This window comes from Alistipes sp. 56_sp_Nov_56_25 (assembly GCF_001915285.1).
Lineage (GTDB): Bacteria > Bacteroidota > Bacteroidia > Bacteroidales > Rikenellaceae > Alistipes > Alistipes shahii.
In genome coordinates, this window is sequence record NZ_MNQF01000004.1 from 13,724 (window position 1) to 34,261 (window position 20,538).

Here is a 20,538-nt window from a genome sequence, read left to right on the forward strand (position 1 = left end):
GCTTTTTCAGAAAAGCGAAAACCTAAGCATTACACTTAGGTTCCGCAAAAGGGGTTATCTGTTGTTTACTTGATTAGGTTGTACGCCATACTGAAACGGATCGGGGCGTTGTTCGGTTCGGCAGTCCCGGCCTGTGTCGGCATGCCCTGCAACACGCCGAACGAGGTCGTGTAGAGGCCGTACGCTTCGGGTCCGATGTATACCGAGCGGTTCTTGACTTTGTCCCAGTCGATGTTCGCAACCTCGCCGCCCGCATCTGCCTTGGCTTCCATGTAACTGTTCCAGAGCTGCTGCATGTAGCCCGTGATGTCCATTACGTAGCAGCCGCGGCTGCGGTTGATCTTGCCGTTGTAGGCGAGCGTTACCGAAGAACCGTAGTTCTGCTCGTAGATGTAGGCGTAGTCCGAAATCGGCGTCAGCGTCTTGTAATTGGTGTACATGCCCAGCCGCGCCGGGTATGCGTTCATCTGGTCGGTCATGCGCAGGATGTCGCCGGCCGTTCCGTCCGCGATCTTCTCCCACTCGTAGTCGCTGTCGTTGAAGTAGATCGACATGCGTACCTGGCTGAACGCGAGTGTTTTGAAATTCTTGCCGTCGACATTTCCCTTGGCGATCTCCGCCTCCAGCTCCGCGAAGAACTCCGGGCTGAAGGTCATCTCGGTCACCACGCCGCCCATGCCCTCGACATAGACGAGGGGATTTTCGGGCCGGTTCTCGGCCGTCTCGCGGGCTTCCTCTATGTTTATCCTTCGGGCGATCGTGGCCTCCTCGTAGTCGTGCTTGACGTTGTTTACCGAGACGCTGCCGAATTCCGCGCCGTCTTTGTAGAAGTAGTAGACCATGCCGATCGTGTCCTTGATCAGCGAGGGGTCGTCCTTCACGCGGTTACGTCCGTAGACCGACAGGCCCGAATAGGTCAGTTCCGTGGCGAAGATCGTTCCCTTGCCGTACTCGGTGAGCGGCTTCTCGGGGTTCGGGGCGATGTAAAGTCCCTTGAACGCCTCGACCCAGTATTTCAGGCTGTCGGCGCTGTAAATCGAGTAGTCGCCGGCATACTCGCCCTCCTGAAGCATCAGGCGGCGGATGTATTTTTTACCCGCTTCGGTCGGCTCCAACGTCACGGCCGACGTGGTCGAGGGGTATTTGCCCTCGCCGCCGAGCGTGAAGGTGAAGAGCGGCTCGTCGGGGTTGTAGACGCCTTCCGCCACGGGGTCGAAATTGAGGTAGAAGGTCGAGTCGCGCTGCGATTTGTTGGGCGCTATGGGTTTCTCGGTGAGGTATTTGTTGCTGACGACCTCGTAGACCGCGAAGGATTGCTCGGTCACCGAGTCGCGGCCGAAGCTGGTCACCTTGAGCAAGATCTGCGCCGAGTCGAAGATCGGCATGTAGCCGAAATAGCCTGAATCGACCTTGTAATAGTTGACCATCTGCGAAAGGAATCCCGCGGAACGGTGCCCCAGCGTGTCGTTGAGCATCGAACCCATGTAGCCGTAGGTGATGTTCGAACTGACGATCGAATCGGTCTGGAACAGGCGTGTTTCGACGTATTTCTTCGGGTTCAGTTCGTCGGCCCGGGGGAGCTGAACGTATCCCGCCCTCATCTGCTGGTTGTCGGGGATGAGGTTTCCGCCCAGCGTATCGTCCACCTTGGTACAGCCCCCGAGGGTCAGTCCTATCGCGGCAGCCAGCGCTGCAACGGGGAGCAGCATGCGGCGGAAGTTATTGAATCGCTTCATAGAATCGGTTGTAATTATCGAAAAAGTCCTCTGCCTCGGGCGACTGGTATTCGAGCATCGGCTTTCCGCTCGCGCGGGCCATGTCCAATACTTTCGGGTCGACATCCGGGGATGCCGCAACCACTCCGTCGGCATATTCCATAACGAAGCGGCAGAGGTTTTCGTATGACGGAGTGTCGAGAATCGCAAGATTTTTGTCCTTGACGCCTTCGCCGGCGATCTTGGCGCCGAATCCGGGATCGAGTTCCCCGGAGAAGCCGTCGCCGTAGAGCGACACCACGACCTTGACGTCGCGGAAGATCGGGTCGTCGGCGAAGATCCGTTTCAGGTAAACGGGAACCACGGCCGTGAACCAGCCGTGGCAGTGCACCACCGTCGGGGTCCAGCGCAGTTTCTTGACCGTTTCCAGTACGCCGCGGGCGAAAAAGATGGCCCGTTCGTCGTTGTCCTGAAAGTAGTTGTCCGCGCCGTCGGTCAGCACCGCCTTGCGCGAGAAGTAGTCGTCGTTGTCGATGAAATAAATCTGTACGCGCGCCGCGGGTATCGACGCCACCTTGATAATCAGCTGGTGGTCGTTGTCGTCGATGATGAGGTTCATGCCCGACAGCCGGATAACCTCATGCAGCTGGTGCCTGCGCTCGTTGATGCAGCCGTAGCGGGGCATGAAGGTGCGGATCTCGTTCCCGCGTTCCTGCATTGCCTGCGTCAGCGCACGGCAAAGCCGGGAACCCTCCGTTTCTGGAAGATAGGGGGTGATCTCCTGACACACGTACAGAATCTTGCTTGCCATGGTTTTGAGGGTTTATATCTGCAAAGGTAGTGAAAAAAAATTAAAGAATGAGCATCGCGTCTCCGTAAGTGCCGAAACGATACCCCTCTTCCTTGGCTACCTTGTAGGCGTTCATCACGGTTTCGTAACCGCCGAAAGCCGCCACCATCATCAGCTGGGTCGAGTAGGGCAGATGGAGGTTGGTCACCATGGCGTCGGCCACGGTGAATTCGTAGGGGGCGAAAATGAACTTGTTGGTCCAGCCTTCCATGGGTTTGATCATGCCGTTGGTCGATACGGCGGTTTCGATCGTGCGCATCACCGTCGTGCCGATCGCCACGACCTTGCGCTCCTGCCGTTTGGCCGCGTTGACCGCTTCGGCGGCGGCCTCCTCGACGAAGAACTGCTCGGAGTCCATCTTGTGCTTCGAGAGGTCCTCGACGTCCACCGTGCGGAAGTTTCCCAGCCCGACGTGCAGCGTCACGAACGTCTTGTCGATGCCCTTGATCTCCATGCGCTTCATCAGGTGTTTCGAGAAGTGCATGCCGGCCGTCGGGGCAGCCACGGCGCCCTCCTTCTCGGCGAAGATGGTCTGGTAACGCTCGGCGTCCTCGGGTTCGACCTTCTCGCGTACCCACTTCGGCAGAGGCGTTTCGCCCAGCGCGAAGAGCGCATGCTTGAACTCCTCGTAGGAGCCGTCGAACAGGAAGCGCAGCGTGCGGCCGCGCGAGGTGGTGTTGTCGATCACCTCGGCCACCAGCAGGTCGTCGTCGCCGAAGTAGAGTTTGTTGCCGATACGGATTTTGCGCGCGGGGTCCACCAGCACGTCCCACAGCCGCAGTTCGCGGTTGAGTTCCCGCAGCAGGAAGATTTCGATTTCGGCGCCGGTCTTCTCCTTGTTGCCGTAGAGGCGTGCCGGGAAAACCTTCGTGTCGTTGAAGACGAACAGGTCCTTTTCGTCGAAATACTCGATGATGTCCTTGAAGATACGGTGCTCGATAGTGCCTTTGGCGCGGTTGATGACCATCAGACGCGACTCGTCGCGATTGTCGGCCGGGTATTTGGCCAGCATTTCGGGTGAAAAGTCATACCCGTACTGCGATAATTTCATAGATGAACGCTCTTTTTTACGTAATGTGGTTCGACATTTTCTGCGTTCGGCGGGGCCTGAAACGCGGTTTTGCCTCTGCCCCGCCTGCCGGAAAGGTTCCGGAAAACAAAGACAGATTATTTTTTATACGCAAAAAAGTCTATTTTGTTTCAAGTTTTTGCAGATTTTCAAGAAATTCGTCCAGCTCATAGGATTTTTCGAGCGTGAAGCCGCCGCTGCGCGTGCGGCGCAGCGAGGTGAGGTGCGCCCCGCTGCGGAGCGCCTGTCCGATCTCGTGGGCCAGCGAGCGGATGTAGGTTCCCTTGCTGCAACGCACGCGGATACGCACCCGCGGCAGGTCGTATTCCACGATCTCCATTTCGTAAATGTTGATCAGCGCCTGGCGTACGGCGACCTCCTCGCCGGCGCGGGCCAGTTCGTAGGCCCGTGTGCCGTCGATCTTCTTGGCCGAGTAGACGGGCGGGGTTTGGAGCCGCTCGCCGGTGAGCGAGGCGAGGGCTTCGGCGACCGCTTCCCGCGTGATGTGCTCCCACGGGTAGGTCCGGTCTATCTCGTGTTCCAGATCGTGGCTCGGGGTCGTGGCGCCCAGCATCACGTCGGCCACATACTCCTTCTCCTCGGCTTGCAGGGCGTCGACGAGTTTGGTGGCGCGGCCGATGCAGACCAGCAGGATGCCCGTGGCCAGCGGGTCGAGCGTCCCGGCGTGTCCGACCTTGATTTTGCGGTAACCCAGCCTGCGGAGCGCGAATTTGATTTTGCGCACCACGTCGGTCGAGGTCCAGCGCAGGGGCTTGTCCACGACGGCGATGTATCCGTCCTCGAAATTGATGCCGCGGAGGTCCAGTGCTTCTTTCATCAGCAGAAATAGCTTGTGATCGACACCAGTCCCGCAACGGTGCAGTAGACGGCGAACCAGATGAGTTTGCCCCGCTTCACGACCTCGATCATGAATTTGCAGGCCAGACATCCCGTGATGAACGATGCGAGGAATCCGGCGATGAGCGGCCCTGCGGCGATACCGGCGGTCAGATCGCCGCTTGTCGCCTGGAGCAGGGTTTCGCCCAGGATCGGAGCCAGCACCATCAGGAACGAGAACTGCGCCACGGCGGCTTTCTTGTTGCCCAGCAGCAGGCCTGTGGCGATGGTCGAACCCGACCGCGAAAGTCCCGGCATGGCGGCGCATGCCTGCGCCAGTCCGATGATCAGGGCGTCGCGGTAGGAGATCGTCTCCTTCTGCCGCGGCTTGGCGTAGTAGGCGAAGGCCAGCAGCGCGGCCGTCACGAGGAGCATCGCGCCCACGACGGCGAGGATGTAGGGTGCGTTGAGCAGGTCGTTGATCCGGTCCTTGAGCAGGAACCCGACGATGCCGATGGGGATCATCGAGAGGACGAGTTTCAGTACGTAGGCCTGCTCTTCGTTGAACCGGCGCGAGAACAGTCCTTTCAGGAGGCGCCAGACTTCGCTCCACAGCACGACGATCGTGCTCAACACCGTGGCGGCGTGGAGCGCCACGTCGAACGTGAGATTTTCTTCGAGTTGTACGCCCAGCACCTCCTTGGCGATCTGGAGATGACCGCTGCTTGAAACGGGCAGGAATTCGGTGATGCCCTGCACGATGCCGAGCAGGATAGCTTGCAGTGTGTCCATTTATTTTTTAGAAAGGGTCTTGAGTTGTCGGCTGTTCCGGTCCGCCGGCCGTTGCCGGGCGGGTCTCCCCGCCGGGACGGCGTTCCGCAACGGGCCGGGAATTACTTGTAACGTCGCATGATCGCATAGATCTCGATGACGAAACCGCCGATCACGAGGATCGGGGCCAGCGTGATGCGCCTCCACGAGAACATCGCGTAGTTGAATTCGTCGGGCGAGTCGCTGCCTCCGCCGGCCATCAGGACGAAGCCCAAGAGGACGACCGCGAAACCGATCGCCAGCAGGACGTAGTTGCGCCGCGTAAGGGGCATGCGGGGATTTTCCGGTACGGGGTCCTGCGCGTTCTTCTGTTCGTTTTTCATTTAATAAAGGTATATCTTGTTCGACTTCATGTTGATGAATTTGTTGAGGGCCGCAAAGGTGAAAAGCCCCGAGATGATGATGCCGCCCGCAATCATCGAGCCGAGGATGATGGCGATTTTGCCGGCTTCGGCAATGGTCATCAGTTCGGGGACCGCCTCGTTCAGTCCGTAGACGGCCAGACCGAACAAGGCCGAGGCGGCCGTGCCGGCCAGGATTCCCTGCGTGAGGCTGCTTCCGAGAAAGGGCCGCATGATGAACCACTTGGTGGCCCCGACCAGCTTCATCGTGTTGATCAGGTAGCGTTTCGAAAAGATCGCCAGCCGGATGGTGTTGCTCAGCAGGATCAGCGAAATGACCAGCAGCGCGCCGCCGAAGAGCAGCAGCACGAGGCGTATCTTGTTCACCGTGGCGTGCAGCCGCTCGGCCATCAGCGCCGGGTACGACACGCGGTCGACGCCTTCGATGCGTCCGGCGGCGGCGATGAACGAGTCGAGCAGCTCCTTGTCGGAGGATGCCGACGTGAGCGTGAGTTCGAACGAATCCAGCAGCGGGTTCTCCGGCAGGATCTCCTCGAACGAACTGCCGAACATCTTGCGGAACTCCTCCTCCTCGGCTTTCTCCTCCTTGGCGGAGTAGGCGATCGTCGCGACCATCTCCTCGGCGGTCAGGCGTTTGCTGATGGTCTCTTTCTGCGCCTCCGAAAGCCCGTTCTTCAACTCCACGGTGACGGCGATGCTCTCCTGGAGCGTGTCGGCGACCTTCAGCGCCGCGACCATCAGGTAACCCACCGATCCCAGCAGGAACAGCACGAGCGTGATGCTCACCGTCGACACGATGTAGGAGTTGCGGACCTTTCGCTTCAGTCTTTTATCGTCTTTCATGGCGTTTGTCGTGATAATGGCAAATTTCGGGCTTCCCTTGGTGCCGCGAATCGGAAATAGGCCGGCTGTGTCCGATCCGCAACCCCTGCGCGAAACCCGAAATTTTACGCACGCTGACGATAAACGGGTTTGCGCGGGTCGCCCTTTTTATTTCTCTTTTTCCGTTCTTTTTCTAAAACAATAGGCCAGCGCCGCGACGGCTCCCAGCAGGATCGCGAGCGACGCCGCGAGCGTCACGCCTTCGACGGCCGTCCAGCCCGGTGCGCGGAACCGCCATTCGACGGTGTGCGTGCCGGCGGGCAGCGTCATCGCCCGCAGGACGTAGTCGGCCCGGAAGTAGGGGCTTTCCTCGCCGTCGACATAGGCCTTCCAGCCCTGGTCGTAAAAAATCTCCGAGAACACCGCCACCGCCTCTTCGGGGAGCGTGTATTCGTATTTGAGGTAGTTCGGGCGGTACTCCGTGAGCTCGATCCGGGCGGAGGCGTAGATGCCGAGGGGCATGGGCCGCGATGCGCTCTTCGCCGGATTCTGCCCCGACACCACCGCTGTCGTGCGGAGGTCCGTCTTGCCCAGCAGGTCGATTTCCGCCTGCGCCGAGGGGGCGTAGATGACGCTGTCGACGAACCACGCCGCTCCGAAGGCCGTCGTGCGGCGCTGCGCTTCGGGCTGCCCCTCCTTGCCCGGAACGATCAGGTAGCGCGTGTTGAGCATGTCGAGCACTCCGTCGTCGGCGTTGGAAAGGTAACGGTCGATCAGATCCTGGTAGCGGGCCAGCTTCGCCCCGTGGTAACCGCCCACCGAGCGGTGGAAATAGGAGGTCGTGGCGTCGTTGAAGGGGCTGACCGTGAGGTTCAGCACCCGGTAGCCCGGGTCCTTGTCCTGCATGATCGCCTTGTCGGCCGCCGAGGCCGTCACCTGGTTGCGGCGCGGCGAGACGAAATTCTCCGACGAGAGGAACCGCAGGTCGACCGGCACGAGGTCCAGCAGCATCACGCCCGCGAGCAGGCCCGTCAGTACGTATCGGTTGATCCGGCGCAGGGCGAACAGCGCCACGCCGCCCGCCGCCAGCAGGATCATCACGAGCGAACGCCATGCGTCGGCCCGCATCATCGCCGCGCGGTCGGCGGCCATCGCGTCGGCCGTCGCTTCGGCCCATTCGATGTCCATTCCGCGGTCGATGTACGACCGCATGTTGTTGCTTTCGAAGATGTGACGGAACGTATCGGTCATATAGTCCGCGCTTTCGGCGCGTCCGAAGTCGAAGAGCGAACCTCCGGCGACGGCCAGCAGCAGGCACGCTCCCCCGGTGATTCCCGCAGCCCATGCCAGCGCGCGCAGCAGCCGTTCGCGGGGAATCTCCCCCTTCCAGAGCCGCATCAGGGCCAATGCCCCCAGCAGCGGCACGGCCCATTGCACGACGACGAGCGTCATCGAGACGGTGCGGAATTTATTGTATCCGGGCAGGTATTTGAACGCGAATTCGGTGAATCCCATCAGGTTGCGGCCCCAGGCCAGCAGAATCATCACGACGCATGCGGCGATGATCCACCATTTGTTGCGCCCCCGGGCCAGCGCGATGCCCAGCGCGGCGAGGAACACCGCCGCGGCGCCCAGATAGGTCGGGCCGCCCGTGTAGGGCTGCGTGCCCCAGTAGGCCGAGAGCTGCTGCGCCGCGCCGCGCAGACCGTAGTCGTTCAGCACGGCCGCCGTCTGTCCGTCGGCCGGGAAGGTCGTGCCCGATTCGCGGCCCATGAAGTCGGGTACGAGCAGGTTGAGGGTCTCGGCCTTGCCGTAGCTCCACGCCGTCGCATAGTCGAGTGCGAGGCCGTTTTTCGAGGTTTCGGCCGTCGCGGCAAGCTCCGATCCGCCGCGGATGGTCTCCTTCGAGTGGCGGGCCGTGTACCACAGGGGTGAGAAATTCGATCCTACGGCCAGGATGCCCGCCGCGACGAGCGCCGCGGTGCGCAGGGAAAAATCGCGCAGGCGTCCCTCCCTGAAAGAAAGGATTCCTTCGCTGATCCAGAATGCGGCCATCGCCACGAGGAAATAATAGGTGATCTGCGGGTGGTTGGCGCCGATTTCGAGCGACGCCGCAAGCCCCGTGAGCGCCGCGCCGCACCAGACGTTACCCCGCAGGGTCATCCACGCGCCGCTCATCATCAGCGGAGCGTAGACCAGCGCCCACATTTTCGTGACGTGCCCCGCGCCGATGATCAGCAGGAAGTAGGTCGAAAGCCCGTAGGCCAGCGCCGCGACGATGCCCACCCACGGGTTGATCCCGACGATCAGCAGCATGAGCCACATCGAGACCATGGCGAAAAACAGGAATCCGGCGGGCGTGTCGATGATCTTCACCACCTGTCCGACGGTCCGCTTCACCAGCTGGGCCGGATAGGCCACGTTGATCAGGTAGGCCGGCATGCCGCCGAACATGCCGCCCGTCCACTGCGGGTCTTCGCCCGTCGCGGCGCGCATGTCGCTGATATCCTTGGCCATGCCTTCGTATTGGATGACGTCGTGCTGGGGCAGCGCTTCGCCCCGGAACTGCGGGGCGAAATAGGCGGCGCTCACCACGAAAAAGAGTGCGAAGGCCGCCAGAGCCGGCAGCAGTTTTGATCTTATAGTGTTCGAAAAATCCATTCCAGCGTGTCTTAACCGATTGCCAAAGGTACGAAAAAACATTGACAGTCCGTGTCTTCATTGCGAAAAATGACTATCTTTGCTAATATAATCGGAAGCGATTTACGACCTCACTTTAAGTCGTTTACGAGAGCGCAAAAATTACGAGGGTTAAAATCAGGGTTAAAACCCGGTTATTTTCAACAATCCAAACTCTCTAACAATCATTTCAATACACGAATAGTAAATAATAAATCACATCTTCAATAGTGCACTATTATACCCGCTATTCGACCGGATCGCTGGGTAGGCTTCAATAGTACACCGCCGTAACAAACGCGCCAACGGAGAACTCGCTATTACAGCCATCAATTCCAATAGAGCAACACCCTTTTTAGCACCCGTCGTTCCTCCACGTCAGCGACAGCCCGTTCATACAACGACAAAAGGGACGATCTCCAAGCGTTTCCATATTCGACCGGACAAGTAGTTCGCCGGAGGCTTACAAGACCTAAAATCGACCTCTCCAAGAGTTTCCCGTTTTTACGCCGCAACGTCGCGCCAAACGTAGGCATAGGCAGGCTGGCAGATAACGGTCAATCTCCAACAACACACCGCGCCGCGGCTCGAAATAATATACTTTCGTATTTAGGTATTTCGCCAATACAAAACCCCGTCTAAGACCTCCGAGCGCTAATAATTAGGAGCTTCGCCTACAAGACCGAAAACAGCGATTTTCAAGAGGCGTTTCCTTCGGACGGGTAAATACTCCTTCGAGGCAGCAGGCGCGTAGAAATCGGCATCTACAACAGCACGGCGGAGAACGCCGGAAACGCTGGCCGAGGGCGCGTATTATAGAACGTCGAGGAGCCTGACGGGGCGCGGCTCGAAATAATATTCGAAGGTTCTCCTATTAGACAAGGACGAGATCATCAAGAGGCGCAGATACACCGTTCACGCAGTTTCACGTTACTATATTCCCCTTTATCCTATCAGAGCATTATAGCTATTACATAGATTACTTATTCCCCTTATTATTATCAAAGAGGCCGCCGCGACCGCCCTATAAACAGTTCCCGGAGGGTTTGGGGGAGGTTCAGCGCCGGGTCACGCTTACTTATTCTTACGAGGTTCCGCCCGAGGTCTATCCGAAATTGACGGCTTCCGTAGTTCCCGGCGTCGTATCGGTCAATAACGCTTACCAATTCCCTCCGTACTTTACAGCGGGCCGACTTCAAGCCTTTACGCGTGGCGGAGCTACAAGCCGCCCGCCGCTTCGCAAGATATTCGGTATATCCGTATTCGTTCAGTCCCTCGGCGATCTCGCGTTCTTTCGGGGTCATTTCATCCGTTATTTCGATCCGTTCGAACAGCACGAAATTCCGGGCTTCCCGGGCGAGGAACAGATAGAGATCGCCGTAGCTGGCTACAAGGTCGGCCACGGAGTGAATATCGAGCCTATTCAGCGCGAGGGCCTGCCGGTCGGCTAACTTAAATTCGTAGCGGGGAAAATAGTAGCCATGACGGGCGAGAATATCGAAGACCTCACCCTGTCGGGCCCGGTTCCGCAGCGGCGTTTTAGCGACGATCTCGGCCGTTTTATCATAGATCATAACTTTCTTATAGCTCCGGTCACCGAAATAGACGGTTTCATCCTTAAAGGCATTTCTCGAACGGATCTTATAACCTGCCATCAGGCGGATCAGCCGACGGCACGGGATTCGCGTCCGCAGGTTCAGTCCGACCTCTACCTGGGTAACACGGCCCCGGCCCAATTCCTCGTAGGAGATATTCAGATCGGCCGCCAACCTCTTCAAGGCATGGACAAGGGCTTCGGAGGTCAGATCGAGCAACGAGGTTCTTCCGCAGTACCATTTACGGAGGCTATTTACAATATAAAGCCTTCCGGTCCTCCTTATGTAGATCAGCCGGAGTGGGTGAGGCGCGATACGGGAGAGGCCTTTCAGTCGGTAAATACCAATATTCTCGAACACTTTCACGATTTCGCAGTTCTCGAAATTTCCCGAAAACTTTTCCAACATTATCGTTAAATTATCTACCATAAGCAGACGTTTTTCATTTTTACAAAGATACGCAAATAACATCCCCAATATTCCCCTCACGCCGCTACGACCCTAAAACGGCCCCAAATCGACCCCGTTAATCTCGCGAAAGCCCAGTAAATTCTGGGCCCATTACAAGGCTTAAATTTTTCATAATATTTTCTTATAGATTCATTTTTTCGTGAATATTCAATCACTCGTTTGCAGGTTATTCTTTCTAATTAATTCTATCAAACGCCATTTTACAGCCTCGTAAAATTCAAACTGATAGTCGGGGCATGAATATTCTTTCTCTCGCTCGTAGTGTATTCGCAGCCACTTTCTAAAATCACGTTGAGCCTCTTTCGACAACAGCCCTGCATAGCCTTCCAATTCGGTATGGGATAGGCTCGCCAATCCCAGCATCAAGATAAAATCGGTCAATTCTTTCAAGTTCCCCCGTTTAAGTCGGAACGACGGTCGCCGACCGAGCGTATCAAAAAGAAACTCTCGGCAACTCCGCCAAAAATAATTTACAGCCCGTATATAATACCCGTCGAATAATTCACCGAGCGTCCCGGCCTTCAATCGGTCGAGAACGCTCCGCCGTCCGTCACCCGACAAAAACGCAACCCGCAGGATATTACGTCGTATCAGAACGTTTCCATTTATTTCGTCGATCCCATTACAAATTTTAACAGTATGGCATGCCAAAACGAATTCCCGGCATTCAGAACTCGATTCCTTCAATTTATAGCGTTTCGATGTGAATCCCCAGATTCGGTGTACCATTTCAGTACATGTCATATTAATCGGAACGTTCAGCCCTATTTCGATTTCGGAAATTTCAAAGGTTCGCAGCGTATCGAACGAAATACCAAGCCACGCGGCCACCTTTCGCCAAGCCTTCTCCAAATCCGTTTTAGTCAGATCATCCAACGAAGACGCGCCGTAGTACCACTTCCGAATACTACCGGAAATCGTCATCGAATCCCTCTCAAATTCGATTTTTAGATTCTCGCGGTCAGTACCGCTTTTCCCGTTATTCAACAGTAATCTGTCATACGGTTTGCCGCTTATCCAATTCGATTCTTCAACGAAGGTTCCATAGCATAGGTGATGATAGACTTCCTTATCGCAACATTTCAAAGTAATATTATCGACCATATTTTTTCAATTTCAAAAGTTCGTCTTTACAATATCTCTTAGAACGTCCGTAGCGCATAGGCGTAATCAAACCCTTTTTCTCCCAACGATAGAGCGTCGAGCGGCTGACCTTCATCGAGTTTTCAACCTCTTTCGCAGTCAGCAACTCCGCTCCGAGGAGAGCCTTCGTAAGATAATTAATAATCCAATCCCGATTCTGGGCTATCCCCACTTTAATCAGCGTTTGGAGCATCTTCGGAGATACGATAATCTCACACTCCGTTTTAATTCTTAAATTATTTATAGCTTTATATCAGAATTAGCGGGCGATTTCTCGCCCTTTATTTCCTAATATATAATGGTGGATAATACGAAGGTCTTTTTTAGATAATTATTTATATATCAATTAATTAACATTAAAACAGCTTCAAAACAACCCCAAAAGAGGGTCAAAAGATCATTTTTGCCGACTTACAGAACACAAAAAACCGCCCCGGTCAGGGGCGGTCTACATAACCTACACAAACAAATTTTATTCAGTTAACGCGGCTTTAATTTTTTCGAATCCGCCGTCTTTACAATTCTTTTCAGACAGACACGCATTCCGGATACTACTCAGTTCAACGCAGGTGGCATTCTCCAATTCCGGAACAAAATCAAGCCACTGGGCCTTACTTCGGGCATATACGAATATAACATTTTTATCAATCAGATATTTTACCAGCCGTTTCGTATACTCCTGAGAAGGAAGCAAGCCCATTTTCGCCGGAAATGGCTTATATTTCCTGGAATGATAAGCCATTAGCTGAACCGCCGCTATCTTCGTTTCAGCTCCGGGAACAGCTTCCCGAATTATCCGCGTTTTCTTCGCCCAATACCAATCCTGCTCGTCATTAAACGGCTTATATTCCGGACCGGAATAAAAAATCGCACGATCTTCGAGTAGCATCGCTTGGGTCTGCGCCCGAATGACGAAGCGTTTTTCTTCATCGCTCATCTTTTCATGAGCTTCGATATTCGACGACACCTTATAACCCGGGTTTGACATTAACAGTACGACCCGCGCATCAAGAACATCGCCGATAAACGGATAAGGCAATATTTCGGTATGCAACTGATACTCGGGCTCGTTTTTCGTTCGCTCATTAAATTCTTCGATAAACGGGATGTCATCGGCATACGCATTCAACTTTTCCAATCGCATATAGCCGTTCTTCTCGATTTTTTCGGCTAATACCCGCCACGGGTTTTCTTTTAACAAGGTTTCCTTCGTTTCCATAATAAAAGGTTTAATAGTTAGGTTCCCAAAGATAAGATATTCTCGCCCTCTTTCAATATCGAGGGTGGTGATAATTTCATCCATTTTTTCTTCGCCCCGGTAGTCGATCCCGATCGTCCACGCGCTATTCGTCCCGCCGTCCCAGCAAAACACCTCTTCCAGCCGTTCGCGGAGTTCGGCAGTAAGCAGGGCCGTTAGCTGACCTTCGGAGAGGCAGACCCTTTCCAACAGAAAATAATGCAACACGGAGGTCGCCTCACCCGTCCGCAGGTAGCTGATATAGTACGCCAACGAGTGGGGAATCCGGTCGGCATAGTCGGGGTGGTTCTCTTTATAGCGGGCCAAAACAACCTCCAAATCCCCGCCATAATGGATATACAAGGCGAGGTTCAGCAACTTTTTCTCCCAGCTAACCCGTCCGAACTCGAAACACAGATCGTCCCAATAAGCCCGTCGGGCGACAAGGTCGTCATAGATTTCCCGCTTTTCAGCAACCGGCATCGCCGGGTCGCCGAGGGATTTCGAGGCCGGGGTGGCTTCATCCCGGTATTTTTTAACGACAAAATCGTCGGCGCTGACGGAATCGGCCTCCATCCACCACCGCAACCATTTCGATTTTTCGGCGTCCTCCAACTTTTCAAAATCGCCGCTCTTTAATCCGTTTCTCGACAGATAGTGTCGAAATTCCCGCTCCAATCTCGCTATCCGGCTCCCTTCGGCGGCGGCATACAGGAATTTCGGGGGCAGGTCTTCAATCCACATCGTCGAGCGGATCGCCTCCCGAAACCGTCTCGCCTCAATCATATCCAGCAGGGGAAATTCCCCGCGGAAGGGAATCAGCCGCGACGGAATTTCACGGTCTACAAGCAGGCCGGCCATACCACCCGCCACGGAGCACATTCGGTCCCTCGTCGAAAGTCCACTCTTTTCCATATCCCGTTATTTCGGTTAAAAACTCTTTACGGCAAAATTATCAGTCGCTTCCGCCAACCCCCGGCGCAAGGGCAGATTATTTTTCAACCGTCAAAGAGGCAAATAAAGAAAGCGTGGCGCTGAAGGCTTATTCTATACGGCAGGCTCTGGAATAGCCCGAATACTAAAATAAGCATCAGCCCACGCCCTTTTTCAAGGACATAGGAATAACAACGCTTATTCCCGTATTCATCAGAATTTTCCAGATTCGCCGTAGAGAATAAACTTACGCTTTCGCGTCTATCAATATGTCATAGACAAAAGTACAAAGATTTCGCGGATTTCCAACAAAAAAGGCTTCGACCTAAATCGAAGCCCCTTCAAAATTCATTCATCGTCAATCAAAAAAATCGGCCGTTTCAGTTTTATAGCATCCTATGGGTGTCTCAATCCATATTAATTTATCTCCCCAATCGCATTCGTTCTCAGGAAACGTATACCATAATACAAAAATTATTAGATTCAAGTCTTTCGCTATTTTCATCACCTCTAAATAGAATTTTTCATCTTCCCCCTTTTTCAAAAGAAAATCTGGGAAAGCCCTATCATCAAGAGAAATTACAATCGCTTTCAAATCATCTTCAATGGCAATTTTTCGTATCTCGTTTAATATTAGAACATAGTCTTTTACAGCACGAGAACGCAACTTAACAAACGGATTAGCACTCTCCCAATGGAGTAGTCCCGTAGATATTTTAGCTTTCTCTAAAAATGAATGTAACACGGGGCCTAACATCAGCATTATATCTTCAACATCATAAATTTGGTTAGGCGTAAAAATCGTTATTACCTCCGAATATTTACAGATAATAGGACGAGCATTTTCCGCATCAAAAGTTAGATACACTCCTTCCTTACACGAACTAACAGATATATTATCGCGTCTTAATTTTACAATAATTTTTTCACTCATATCTATCCATCATTTTAGTAACCACATTTTTCACCTCTTCCCGGAACCATGCGGGGCGCAACACCTCCACGTCCGCGCCGTTCGAGAGCAGTTCCATCCGGAAATCGTAGGTCGGAGCCAACCGGTATTCGAACACCGAATATTCCGCGGTCCGCTCGGTTTCACGCTGGGTAGGGTGCAGGGGCAGGGCCCGGACGTAGTTCGCCTGCTTCCCCAAGACGCGGATTTCGACTCGTTCGGCCTTCCGGTCCCGTTCACGGATAATTCCGAAGGCGTCGGCATAGAATTCGGCACAATCGAAATCCGAGGGGATTTCAGCCGCTTTCGCCGTCGGGGTCATACCACGTACCCGGTCAAGGGCGAACGCGTAAATTCCACCCATTTCCACGCTATTGGCGATCAAGTACCAGCGCCTCCGGAACGCCTTCAATCCGTAAGGCTCGACTTCGTAACGCTTCTCGCGTTTTTCATCGTAGGTATGGCGGTAGACGATCTCCAAGCATCGGTTCTCCTCCATCGCCCGGAGGACGGTAGTCAGATAGGCGTAGCCCGAAGGGATCGGCTCCAACGCGATCCGTCGGCGCAGGCGTTTACTATTTACCAAGAGGTCGTTCACGGCGAAGGTTTCCAACAGCCAGCGTCGCAGATCGTCGCGCACCAGGTCGTCGCCGCATTCGACGTAGTATTCGTTCGTACGGCGGTCGCAGGCGATATTCACGTCGAACAACTCTTCAACGGCTTTCCGGTGGTTCTCAAAGGTCTTTCGGGGCAGTTCCTCGCCGCCCGACATCTCGTTCCGCTGCCAACGGACGCGGATTTCATCCAGGGTGATACGGCCCGCGGAGTAAATCACGTCCAAGAGCCACAGATAACGGCGAAACAAGGTCGCGGTGTTATTCGTCAAGGCATTCATCGTTCAAAGGTTTTTCACAAAGATAAAAACGGCTTCCGCCAAAACTCGGCGGAAGCTCTCGTTTTTTATCAGGCACCCAGTTTTTTCATCGCTTCGATCAGCTCCGTTCGTTCGGTATTCGTATAGACCCGGTGTACCATATCGAGGCTTTTATCCCCCAAAAGTTTCGCTACCATATAGAGCGGGGTGCCCGCGTTCGCCAAGTGGGAAGCGAAGGTATGCCGACCGACGTGGAACGAGAGGCGTTTCCCGATTCCGGCTTTCTCAGCCAACATTTTCAGTTTCCGGTTTATACAACCATTCGATAGACGCGGAAAAACATGCTCGCCCGTAGACACGTTCCGGTACTTGGCAAGCAGGACCTTCGCCCATTTCAACGTCACCGGAATTTCAACCAGTTCTTTCGTCTTGCATTGAACCTTAGAGATATAGGTCACGCCTTTAATATTTTTCAAGTGCGTCCACTTCAGGTCCAATACGTCGCTGAACCGCAAGCCCGTTTCACAACTGAAAATAAACAGTTCTCGTGTCAGTTTCATCGCCGGATCGCCTTTATCCGGCAGGGCCTTTTGCAGGAACGCGTCGTATTCATCCTTCGTCAGAAAAACTGTCCGGGGTTTCGAGCGGTTTAGGAATTTCAATCCCTTCCCGAACGGATCGTCGATCGGATAGCCCAGCCGTCCGGCCCATTTCACCACCGAACGCAGGCGGTTCAATTTCGTATTAATCGTATTATCCGCATTCCGGCGGACCGTCCGCAAATACTTTTTATACTCCTGAATAAAGAGAATATCGAGCTGGTCGATCGTCCGTTTCTTACTCCGTTTCGAAAATTTCGCCATATCCTTTTTAAGGTCCAATATACCTATAATCGTTCGCTCGCAGCGGTTATCCGTCCGCAGTTTATCTACATAAGCATCGAAGATTTCATCGAGGGTGGCGTTCGTCTTTTCACTCGGAGCCGTCCTCGACTTTCCAGTAAGGATTTCCCGGATTCGCTCCAGGTCCACGGTTTCACCCAACATCTCGCACTGGAACAGATAGCGTTCGTATTCGGTTTCCTTCCCGTTCAGATAGCTGTTAATTACGCTTTTTTCGGGGCAGTTTCCGACAACACGTCCGGATTTCTTATCCCAGCAAGCCGGGGCAATCGAATAGGGAGTCGCAAATTTCGTTTGGCGGCCGTCGAGATATACACGCAGGTCGATACGTTTTTCCAAACCTTTCCTCGAAAGGTCATCACGCAGAATAGGTCTAATCGTTTTTTTCATATAATTCGATATTAGTTTACAATCTTTCCCTACAATACTGGTGAGTATTAAGTAGGCCCCGAAAAAAATCGAGGAAATTTTTCCCGCAAGGACTAATTTAGGTTCAAAATGCTGATTGACAAAGAGTTCTTTCGGTAAAAATTCTCGAAAAATTTTACAACGTCCTCCAATCGTCATCCAACCGAGATTCGGCAACAAACCATTTTAACAAGAAATTCACCGGAAGAAATCAGACCGGCAAAGACATTCCAAAAAAGCTCTTCAAAAACAACAAGGGTTAAAATTAGGGTTAAAAATTCGGCACAAAGTGAAACAAGGTGAAAGACCTACCCTTCGCCAAAACGCGTTCTAACGACGATTAACTTTCAAAATCGCGCTACTTATTTCAAAAAAACATTATCTTTGCGGATATGATTACACTCGATGACATCCGCAAACCCGTGACTGCGGAACTGGAGGCCCTCGACGAATTCGTAGACCGCCAGTTCACGGCCGAGGGGGAGCTGCTCTCCGATATGCTGCGTTACGCCCTTTCGGCGCGCGGCAAAGGCATCCGTCCCATGCTCGTCATGCTTTCGGCGGCGATGAACGCCCCGGTAAAAGGGGCTGCCGCGGGCCGCAGGGCCTGTCTGGCCGCCATGCTGGTCGAAATGATCCACGTCGCGTCGCTGATCCACGACGACGTGATCGACGAGGCCGACATGCGCCGCGGCAAGCCTTCGGCCAACGCCCGCTGGCAGTCGCACAAAGCCGTGATCCTGGGTGATTACATCCTTGCCAAAAACATGAACATAGGCTTGCAGAGCGGGCAGTTCGACCTCGTTACGCACGTCTGCGGGTCGATGGCCGCGCTGTGCGAGGGCGAGGTCCTGCAGGACGAGTGCGCCGCCAACAGCACGATGACCCGCCAGGCCTATCTTGACATCATCTATAAGAAAACCGCGAGCCTTCTGGGCGTCAGCGCGTCGGCCGGGGCGCTGGCCGTGGGCGCCACGCGCGACCGGGTGGCCACGATGCGGCGTTTCGGCGAAGCCGTGGGCATGGCCTTCCAGATTCAGGACGACATTCTCGACTATACCCCGACGGCCCACACGGGCAAACCCGCCAACAACGACCTGCGCGAAGGGAAAATCACCCTGCCGCTGCTGTCTGTGCTCGACCGCGCTTCGGATTCCCGCCGCAGGGAGCTGCTCGAACGGCTCTCCCGCTGTCACGAGAGCGACGAGGAGGTCGAGTACCTGCGCTCCACGGTCGAGAACGAGGGCGGCCTCTCTTTCGCCGCCGAGGTGATGCAGGGCTACATCGCCCGCGCCGTGGAGATGCTCTCCGACTATCCCGATTCCGAATACCGTTCGGCGCTGGTCAACCTCTGCGCCTACATCGCCGAACGGGACCGATGACCCCCCCCCGAAACTTATTAACCTAAACATTGATAGATTTTATGGAACAAAAGAAAAATTACACCTTGCCCATCGTCATGATGTTCTTGCTCTTTGCAATGATCTCCTTCGTGACGGGACTTTCGAATCCGCTGGGCGTCATCGTGAAGAATCAGTTCGCCGTGGCGAACTGGATGTCCCAGCTGGGCAACTTCGCCAACTTCATCGCCTATGCCGTGATGGGCATTCCGGCGGGCATGATGCTCAAGCGCATCGGCTATAAGAAGACGGCGCTTGCCGCCGTGGCCGTCGGTTTCGTCGGCGTGGGCATCCAGTACCTTTCGGGCATTGCGGGCAGCTTCCCGGTCTATCTGATCGGCGCTTTCGTTTCGGGCTTCTCGATGTGTATGCTGAACACGGTCGTGAACCCGATGCTCAACACGCTGGGCGGCGGCGGCAAGAAGGGTAACCAGCTGATCCAGTTCGGCGGCTCGCTCAACTCGATTTCGGCGACCATCGTTCCGATCCTCGTGGGTTACCTGATGGGTAACGCGGCCAATGCGACGATCAGCGACGCGGCTCCCGCGCTGTGGATCGCCATGGGCATCTTCGCCGTGGTGTTCTTCGTGCTGGCGGCGGTCCGCATTCCCGAACCCTTCGCGATCCAGGACGCCAAGAGCGAGAAGAAGGACAAGCACAGCGCCATGTCGTTCCGTCACTTCGTGCTGGGTACGGTGGCTATCTTTATCTATGTAGGTGTCGAGGTGGGCATTCCCAACTTTATGAACCTGTTCCTGACCTCCACGCCCGACGCGGCGACCCCCGGTATCGGAATGGCTGCTGCTGCGGCCGGTTCGCTCGTGGGCACTTACTGGTTCCTGATGATGTGCGGCCGTCTGATCGGCGGCGTCATCGGCGGCAAGGTCTCGAGTAAGGCGCAGCTGACGGCGGTTTCCGTCGTGGCGCTGGTCTTCGTGCTGCTGGGCATCTTCGCTCCGATCGACACGATGGGCCGCATGCCGGTGTTCACGGGTACGGGCTTCGCCATGATCGAGGTTCCCATCGGCGTCATGTTCCTCACGCTGTGCGGTCTCTGCACGTCGGTGATGTGGGGCGGCATCTTCAACCTCGCCGTCGAGGGACTCGGCAAATACACCTCCATGGGCTCGGGTATCTTCATGGTGATGGTTTGCGGCGGCGGTATCCTTCCGCTGATCCAGGGCTATGTGGCCGACATCTCCAACTACCTGTCGAGCTACTGGGTGATCATCGCCGGTCTGGCCTACATGCTCTTCTATGCGCTCGTAGGTTCGAAGAATGTCAACAAGGATATTCCCGTAGAGGATTAATTCCCGATTTTAGAGGGCGTTTTTGCTCTTGCTCTCGTGCGGCGCGAATGGGACGTACTCCGGTACTGCCCGTCCGCGCCGCACTCGTTCGAGCGCCAGCCGGCATCTTTGCGGTCAAAAGCGCCGGAACGCTTTCCGCTCCGTTCAT

The 20,538-nt window shown here is 54.9% G+C and carries 17 protein-coding genes; 2 read left to right on the top strand and 15 right to left on the bottom strand.

Annotated features, from left to right (window positions below):
• Positions 1-65 precede the first annotated feature (65 nt).
• The 15 genes from BHV64_RS02865 to BHV64_RS02935 all read right to left on the bottom strand — a co-directional run bounded on the left by BHV64_RS02865 (position 66) and on the right by BHV64_RS02935 (position 17,662).
• Complete coding sequence (locus BHV64_RS02865; RefSeq protein WP_288115547.1) at positions 66-1,736, bottom strand: DUF4270 family protein; 1,671 nt, start codon at positions 1,734-1,736, stop codon at positions 66-68.
• Positions 1,720-2,526 (bottom strand): glycogen/starch synthase, encoded by an 807-nt coding sequence (locus tag BHV64_RS02870; protein ID WP_015547005.1) that lies wholly within the window; start codon positions 2,524-2,526, stop codon positions 1,720-1,722. The genes BHV64_RS02865 and BHV64_RS02870 overlap by 17 nt, the downstream gene beginning before the upstream one ends.
• A gap of 40 nt (positions 2,527-2,566) precedes the next feature.
• On the bottom strand, positions 2,567-3,616 hold the full coding sequence (gene queA, locus BHV64_RS02875) for a tRNA preQ1(34) S-adenosylmethionine ribosyltransferase-isomerase QueA (RefSeq protein ID WP_022062659.1): 1,050 nt from the start codon (positions 3,614-3,616) through the stop codon (positions 2,567-2,569).
• A gap of 139 nt (positions 3,617-3,755) precedes the next feature.
• Complete coding sequence (gene truB / locus BHV64_RS02880) at positions 3,756-4,472, bottom strand: tRNA pseudouridine(55) synthase TruB (protein ID WP_015547007.1); 717 nt, start codon at positions 4,470-4,472, stop codon at positions 3,756-3,758.
• Positions 4,472-5,263, bottom strand: coding sequence for an undecaprenyl-diphosphate phosphatase (locus tag BHV64_RS02885; protein ID WP_015547008.1), 792 nt, complete (start codon positions 5,261-5,263; stop codon positions 4,472-4,474). The genes truB and BHV64_RS02885 overlap by 1 nt, the downstream gene beginning before the upstream one ends.
• 101 nt (positions 5,264-5,364) lie before the next feature.
• Entirely contained in the window at positions 5,365-5,625 is a 261-nt protein-coding gene (locus BHV64_RS02890) for a DUF3098 domain-containing protein (RefSeq protein ID WP_022062660.1), read from the bottom strand.
• Positions 5,626-6,507: a cell division protein FtsX gene (locus BHV64_RS02895; RefSeq protein WP_015547010.1), complete on the bottom strand. Its 882-nt coding sequence runs from the start codon at positions 6,505-6,507 to the stop codon at positions 5,626-5,628.
• Positions 6,508-6,654: 147 nt separating this feature from the next.
• On the bottom strand, positions 6,655-9,147 hold the full coding sequence (locus BHV64_RS02900) for a YfhO family protein (protein WP_138265790.1): 2,493 nt from the start codon (positions 9,145-9,147) through the stop codon (positions 6,655-6,657).
• A 1,019-nt stretch (positions 9,148-10,166) separates the two neighbouring features.
• Positions 10,167-11,189: a hypothetical protein gene (locus BHV64_RS02905; protein ID WP_288115548.1), complete on the bottom strand. Its 1,023-nt coding sequence runs from the start codon at positions 11,187-11,189 to the stop codon at positions 10,167-10,169.
• Between the two features lie 189 nt (positions 11,190-11,378).
• On the bottom strand, positions 11,379-12,335 hold the full coding sequence (locus BHV64_RS02910; protein WP_217727580.1) for a hypothetical protein: 957 nt from the start codon (positions 12,333-12,335) through the stop codon (positions 11,379-11,381).
• Positions 12,325-12,567 (bottom strand): helix-turn-helix domain-containing protein, encoded by a 243-nt coding sequence (locus tag BHV64_RS02915; protein ID WP_217727579.1) that lies wholly within the window; start codon positions 12,565-12,567, stop codon positions 12,325-12,327. The genes BHV64_RS02910 and BHV64_RS02915 overlap by 11 nt, the downstream gene beginning before the upstream one ends.
• 279 nt (positions 12,568-12,846) lie before the next feature.
• Positions 12,847-14,526 carry a hypothetical protein gene (locus BHV64_RS02920; RefSeq protein WP_217727578.1) on the bottom strand — a complete coding sequence of 560 codons (1,680 nt, stop codon included), beginning with the start codon at positions 14,524-14,526 and terminating at the stop codon, positions 12,847-12,849.
• A 376-nt stretch (positions 14,527-14,902) separates the two neighbouring features.
• Positions 14,903-15,478, bottom strand: coding sequence for a hypothetical protein (locus BHV64_RS02925; protein WP_022062129.1), 576 nt, complete (start codon positions 15,476-15,478; stop codon positions 14,903-14,905).
• On the bottom strand, positions 15,471-16,391 hold the full coding sequence (locus BHV64_RS02930) for a helix-turn-helix transcriptional regulator (protein WP_217727577.1): 921 nt from the start codon (positions 16,389-16,391) through the stop codon (positions 15,471-15,473). The genes BHV64_RS02925 and BHV64_RS02930 overlap by 8 nt, the downstream gene beginning before the upstream one ends.
• A gap of 68 nt (positions 16,392-16,459) precedes the next feature.
• Positions 16,460-17,662 (bottom strand): tyrosine-type recombinase/integrase, encoded by a 1,203-nt coding sequence (locus tag BHV64_RS02935; RefSeq protein WP_217727576.1) that lies wholly within the window; start codon positions 17,660-17,662, stop codon positions 16,460-16,462.
• A 410-nt stretch (positions 17,663-18,072) separates the two neighbouring features.
• Here BHV64_RS02935 and BHV64_RS02940 point away from each other — a divergent pair, with 410 nt between their 5' ends.
• Entirely contained in the window at positions 18,073-19,062 is a 990-nt protein-coding gene (locus BHV64_RS02940; protein WP_015547012.1) for a polyprenyl synthetase family protein, read from the top strand.
• Positions 19,063-19,103: 41 nt separating this feature from the next.
• Positions 19,104-20,390, top strand: coding sequence for an MFS transporter (locus BHV64_RS02945; protein ID WP_015547013.1), 1,287 nt, complete (start codon positions 19,104-19,106; stop codon positions 20,388-20,390).
• Positions 20,391-20,538 lie beyond the last annotated feature (148 nt).

Bases quoted from the DNA above. Each gene is read 5' to 3' on its own strand.
- BHV64_RS02865 (WP_288115547.1), bottom strand. From the start codon at position 1,736: ATGAAGCGATTCAATAACTTCCGCCGCATGCTGCTCCCCGTTGCAGCG.
- BHV64_RS02870 (WP_015547005.1), bottom strand. From the start codon at position 2,526: ATGGCAAGCAAGATTCTGTACGTGTGTCAGGAGATCACCCCCTATCTT.
- queA (WP_022062659.1), bottom strand. From the start codon at position 3,616: ATGAAATTATCGCAGTACGGGTATGACTTTTCACCCGAAATGCTGGCC.
- truB (WP_015547007.1), bottom strand. From the start codon at position 4,472: ATGAAAGAAGCACTGGACCTCCGCGGCATCAATTTCGAGGACGGATAC.
- BHV64_RS02885 (WP_015547008.1), bottom strand. From the start codon at position 5,263: ATGGACACACTGCAAGCTATCCTGCTCGGCATCGTGCAGGGCATCACC.
- BHV64_RS02890 (WP_022062660.1), bottom strand. From the start codon at position 5,625: ATGAAAAACGAACAGAAGAACGCGCAGGACCCCGTACCGGAAAATCCC.
- BHV64_RS02895 (WP_015547010.1), bottom strand. From the start codon at position 6,507: ATGAAAGACGATAAAAGACTGAAGCGAAAGGTCCGCAACTCCTACATC.
- BHV64_RS02900 (WP_138265790.1), bottom strand. From the start codon at position 9,147: ATGGATTTTTCGAACACTATAAGATCAAAACTGCTGCCGGCTCTGGCG.
- BHV64_RS02905 (WP_288115548.1), bottom strand. From the start codon at position 11,189: ATGGTAGATAATTTAACGATAATGTTGGAAAAGTTTTCGGGAAATTTC.
- BHV64_RS02910 (WP_217727580.1), bottom strand. From the start codon at position 12,335: ATGGTCGATAATATTACTTTGAAATGTTGCGATAAGGAAGTCTATCAT.
- BHV64_RS02915 (WP_217727579.1), bottom strand. From the start codon at position 12,567: ATGCTCCAAACGCTGATTAAAGTGGGGATAGCCCAGAATCGGGATTGG.
- BHV64_RS02920 (WP_217727578.1), bottom strand. From the start codon at position 14,526: ATGGAAAAGAGTGGACTTTCGACGAGGGACCGAATGTGCTCCGTGGCG.
- BHV64_RS02925 (WP_022062129.1), bottom strand. From the start codon at position 15,478: ATGAGTGAAAAAATTATTGTAAAATTAAGACGCGATAATATATCTGTT.
- BHV64_RS02930 (WP_217727577.1), bottom strand. From the start codon at position 16,391: ATGAATGCCTTGACGAATAACACCGCGACCTTGTTTCGCCGTTATCTG.
- BHV64_RS02935 (WP_217727576.1), bottom strand. From the start codon at position 17,662: ATGAAAAAAACGATTAGACCTATTCTGCGTGATGACCTTTCGAGGAAA.
- BHV64_RS02940 (WP_015547012.1), top strand. From the start codon at position 18,073: ATGATTACACTCGATGACATCCGCAAACCCGTGACTGCGGAACTGGAG.
- BHV64_RS02945 (WP_015547013.1), top strand. From the start codon at position 19,104: ATGGAACAAAAGAAAAATTACACCTTGCCCATCGTCATGATGTTCTTG.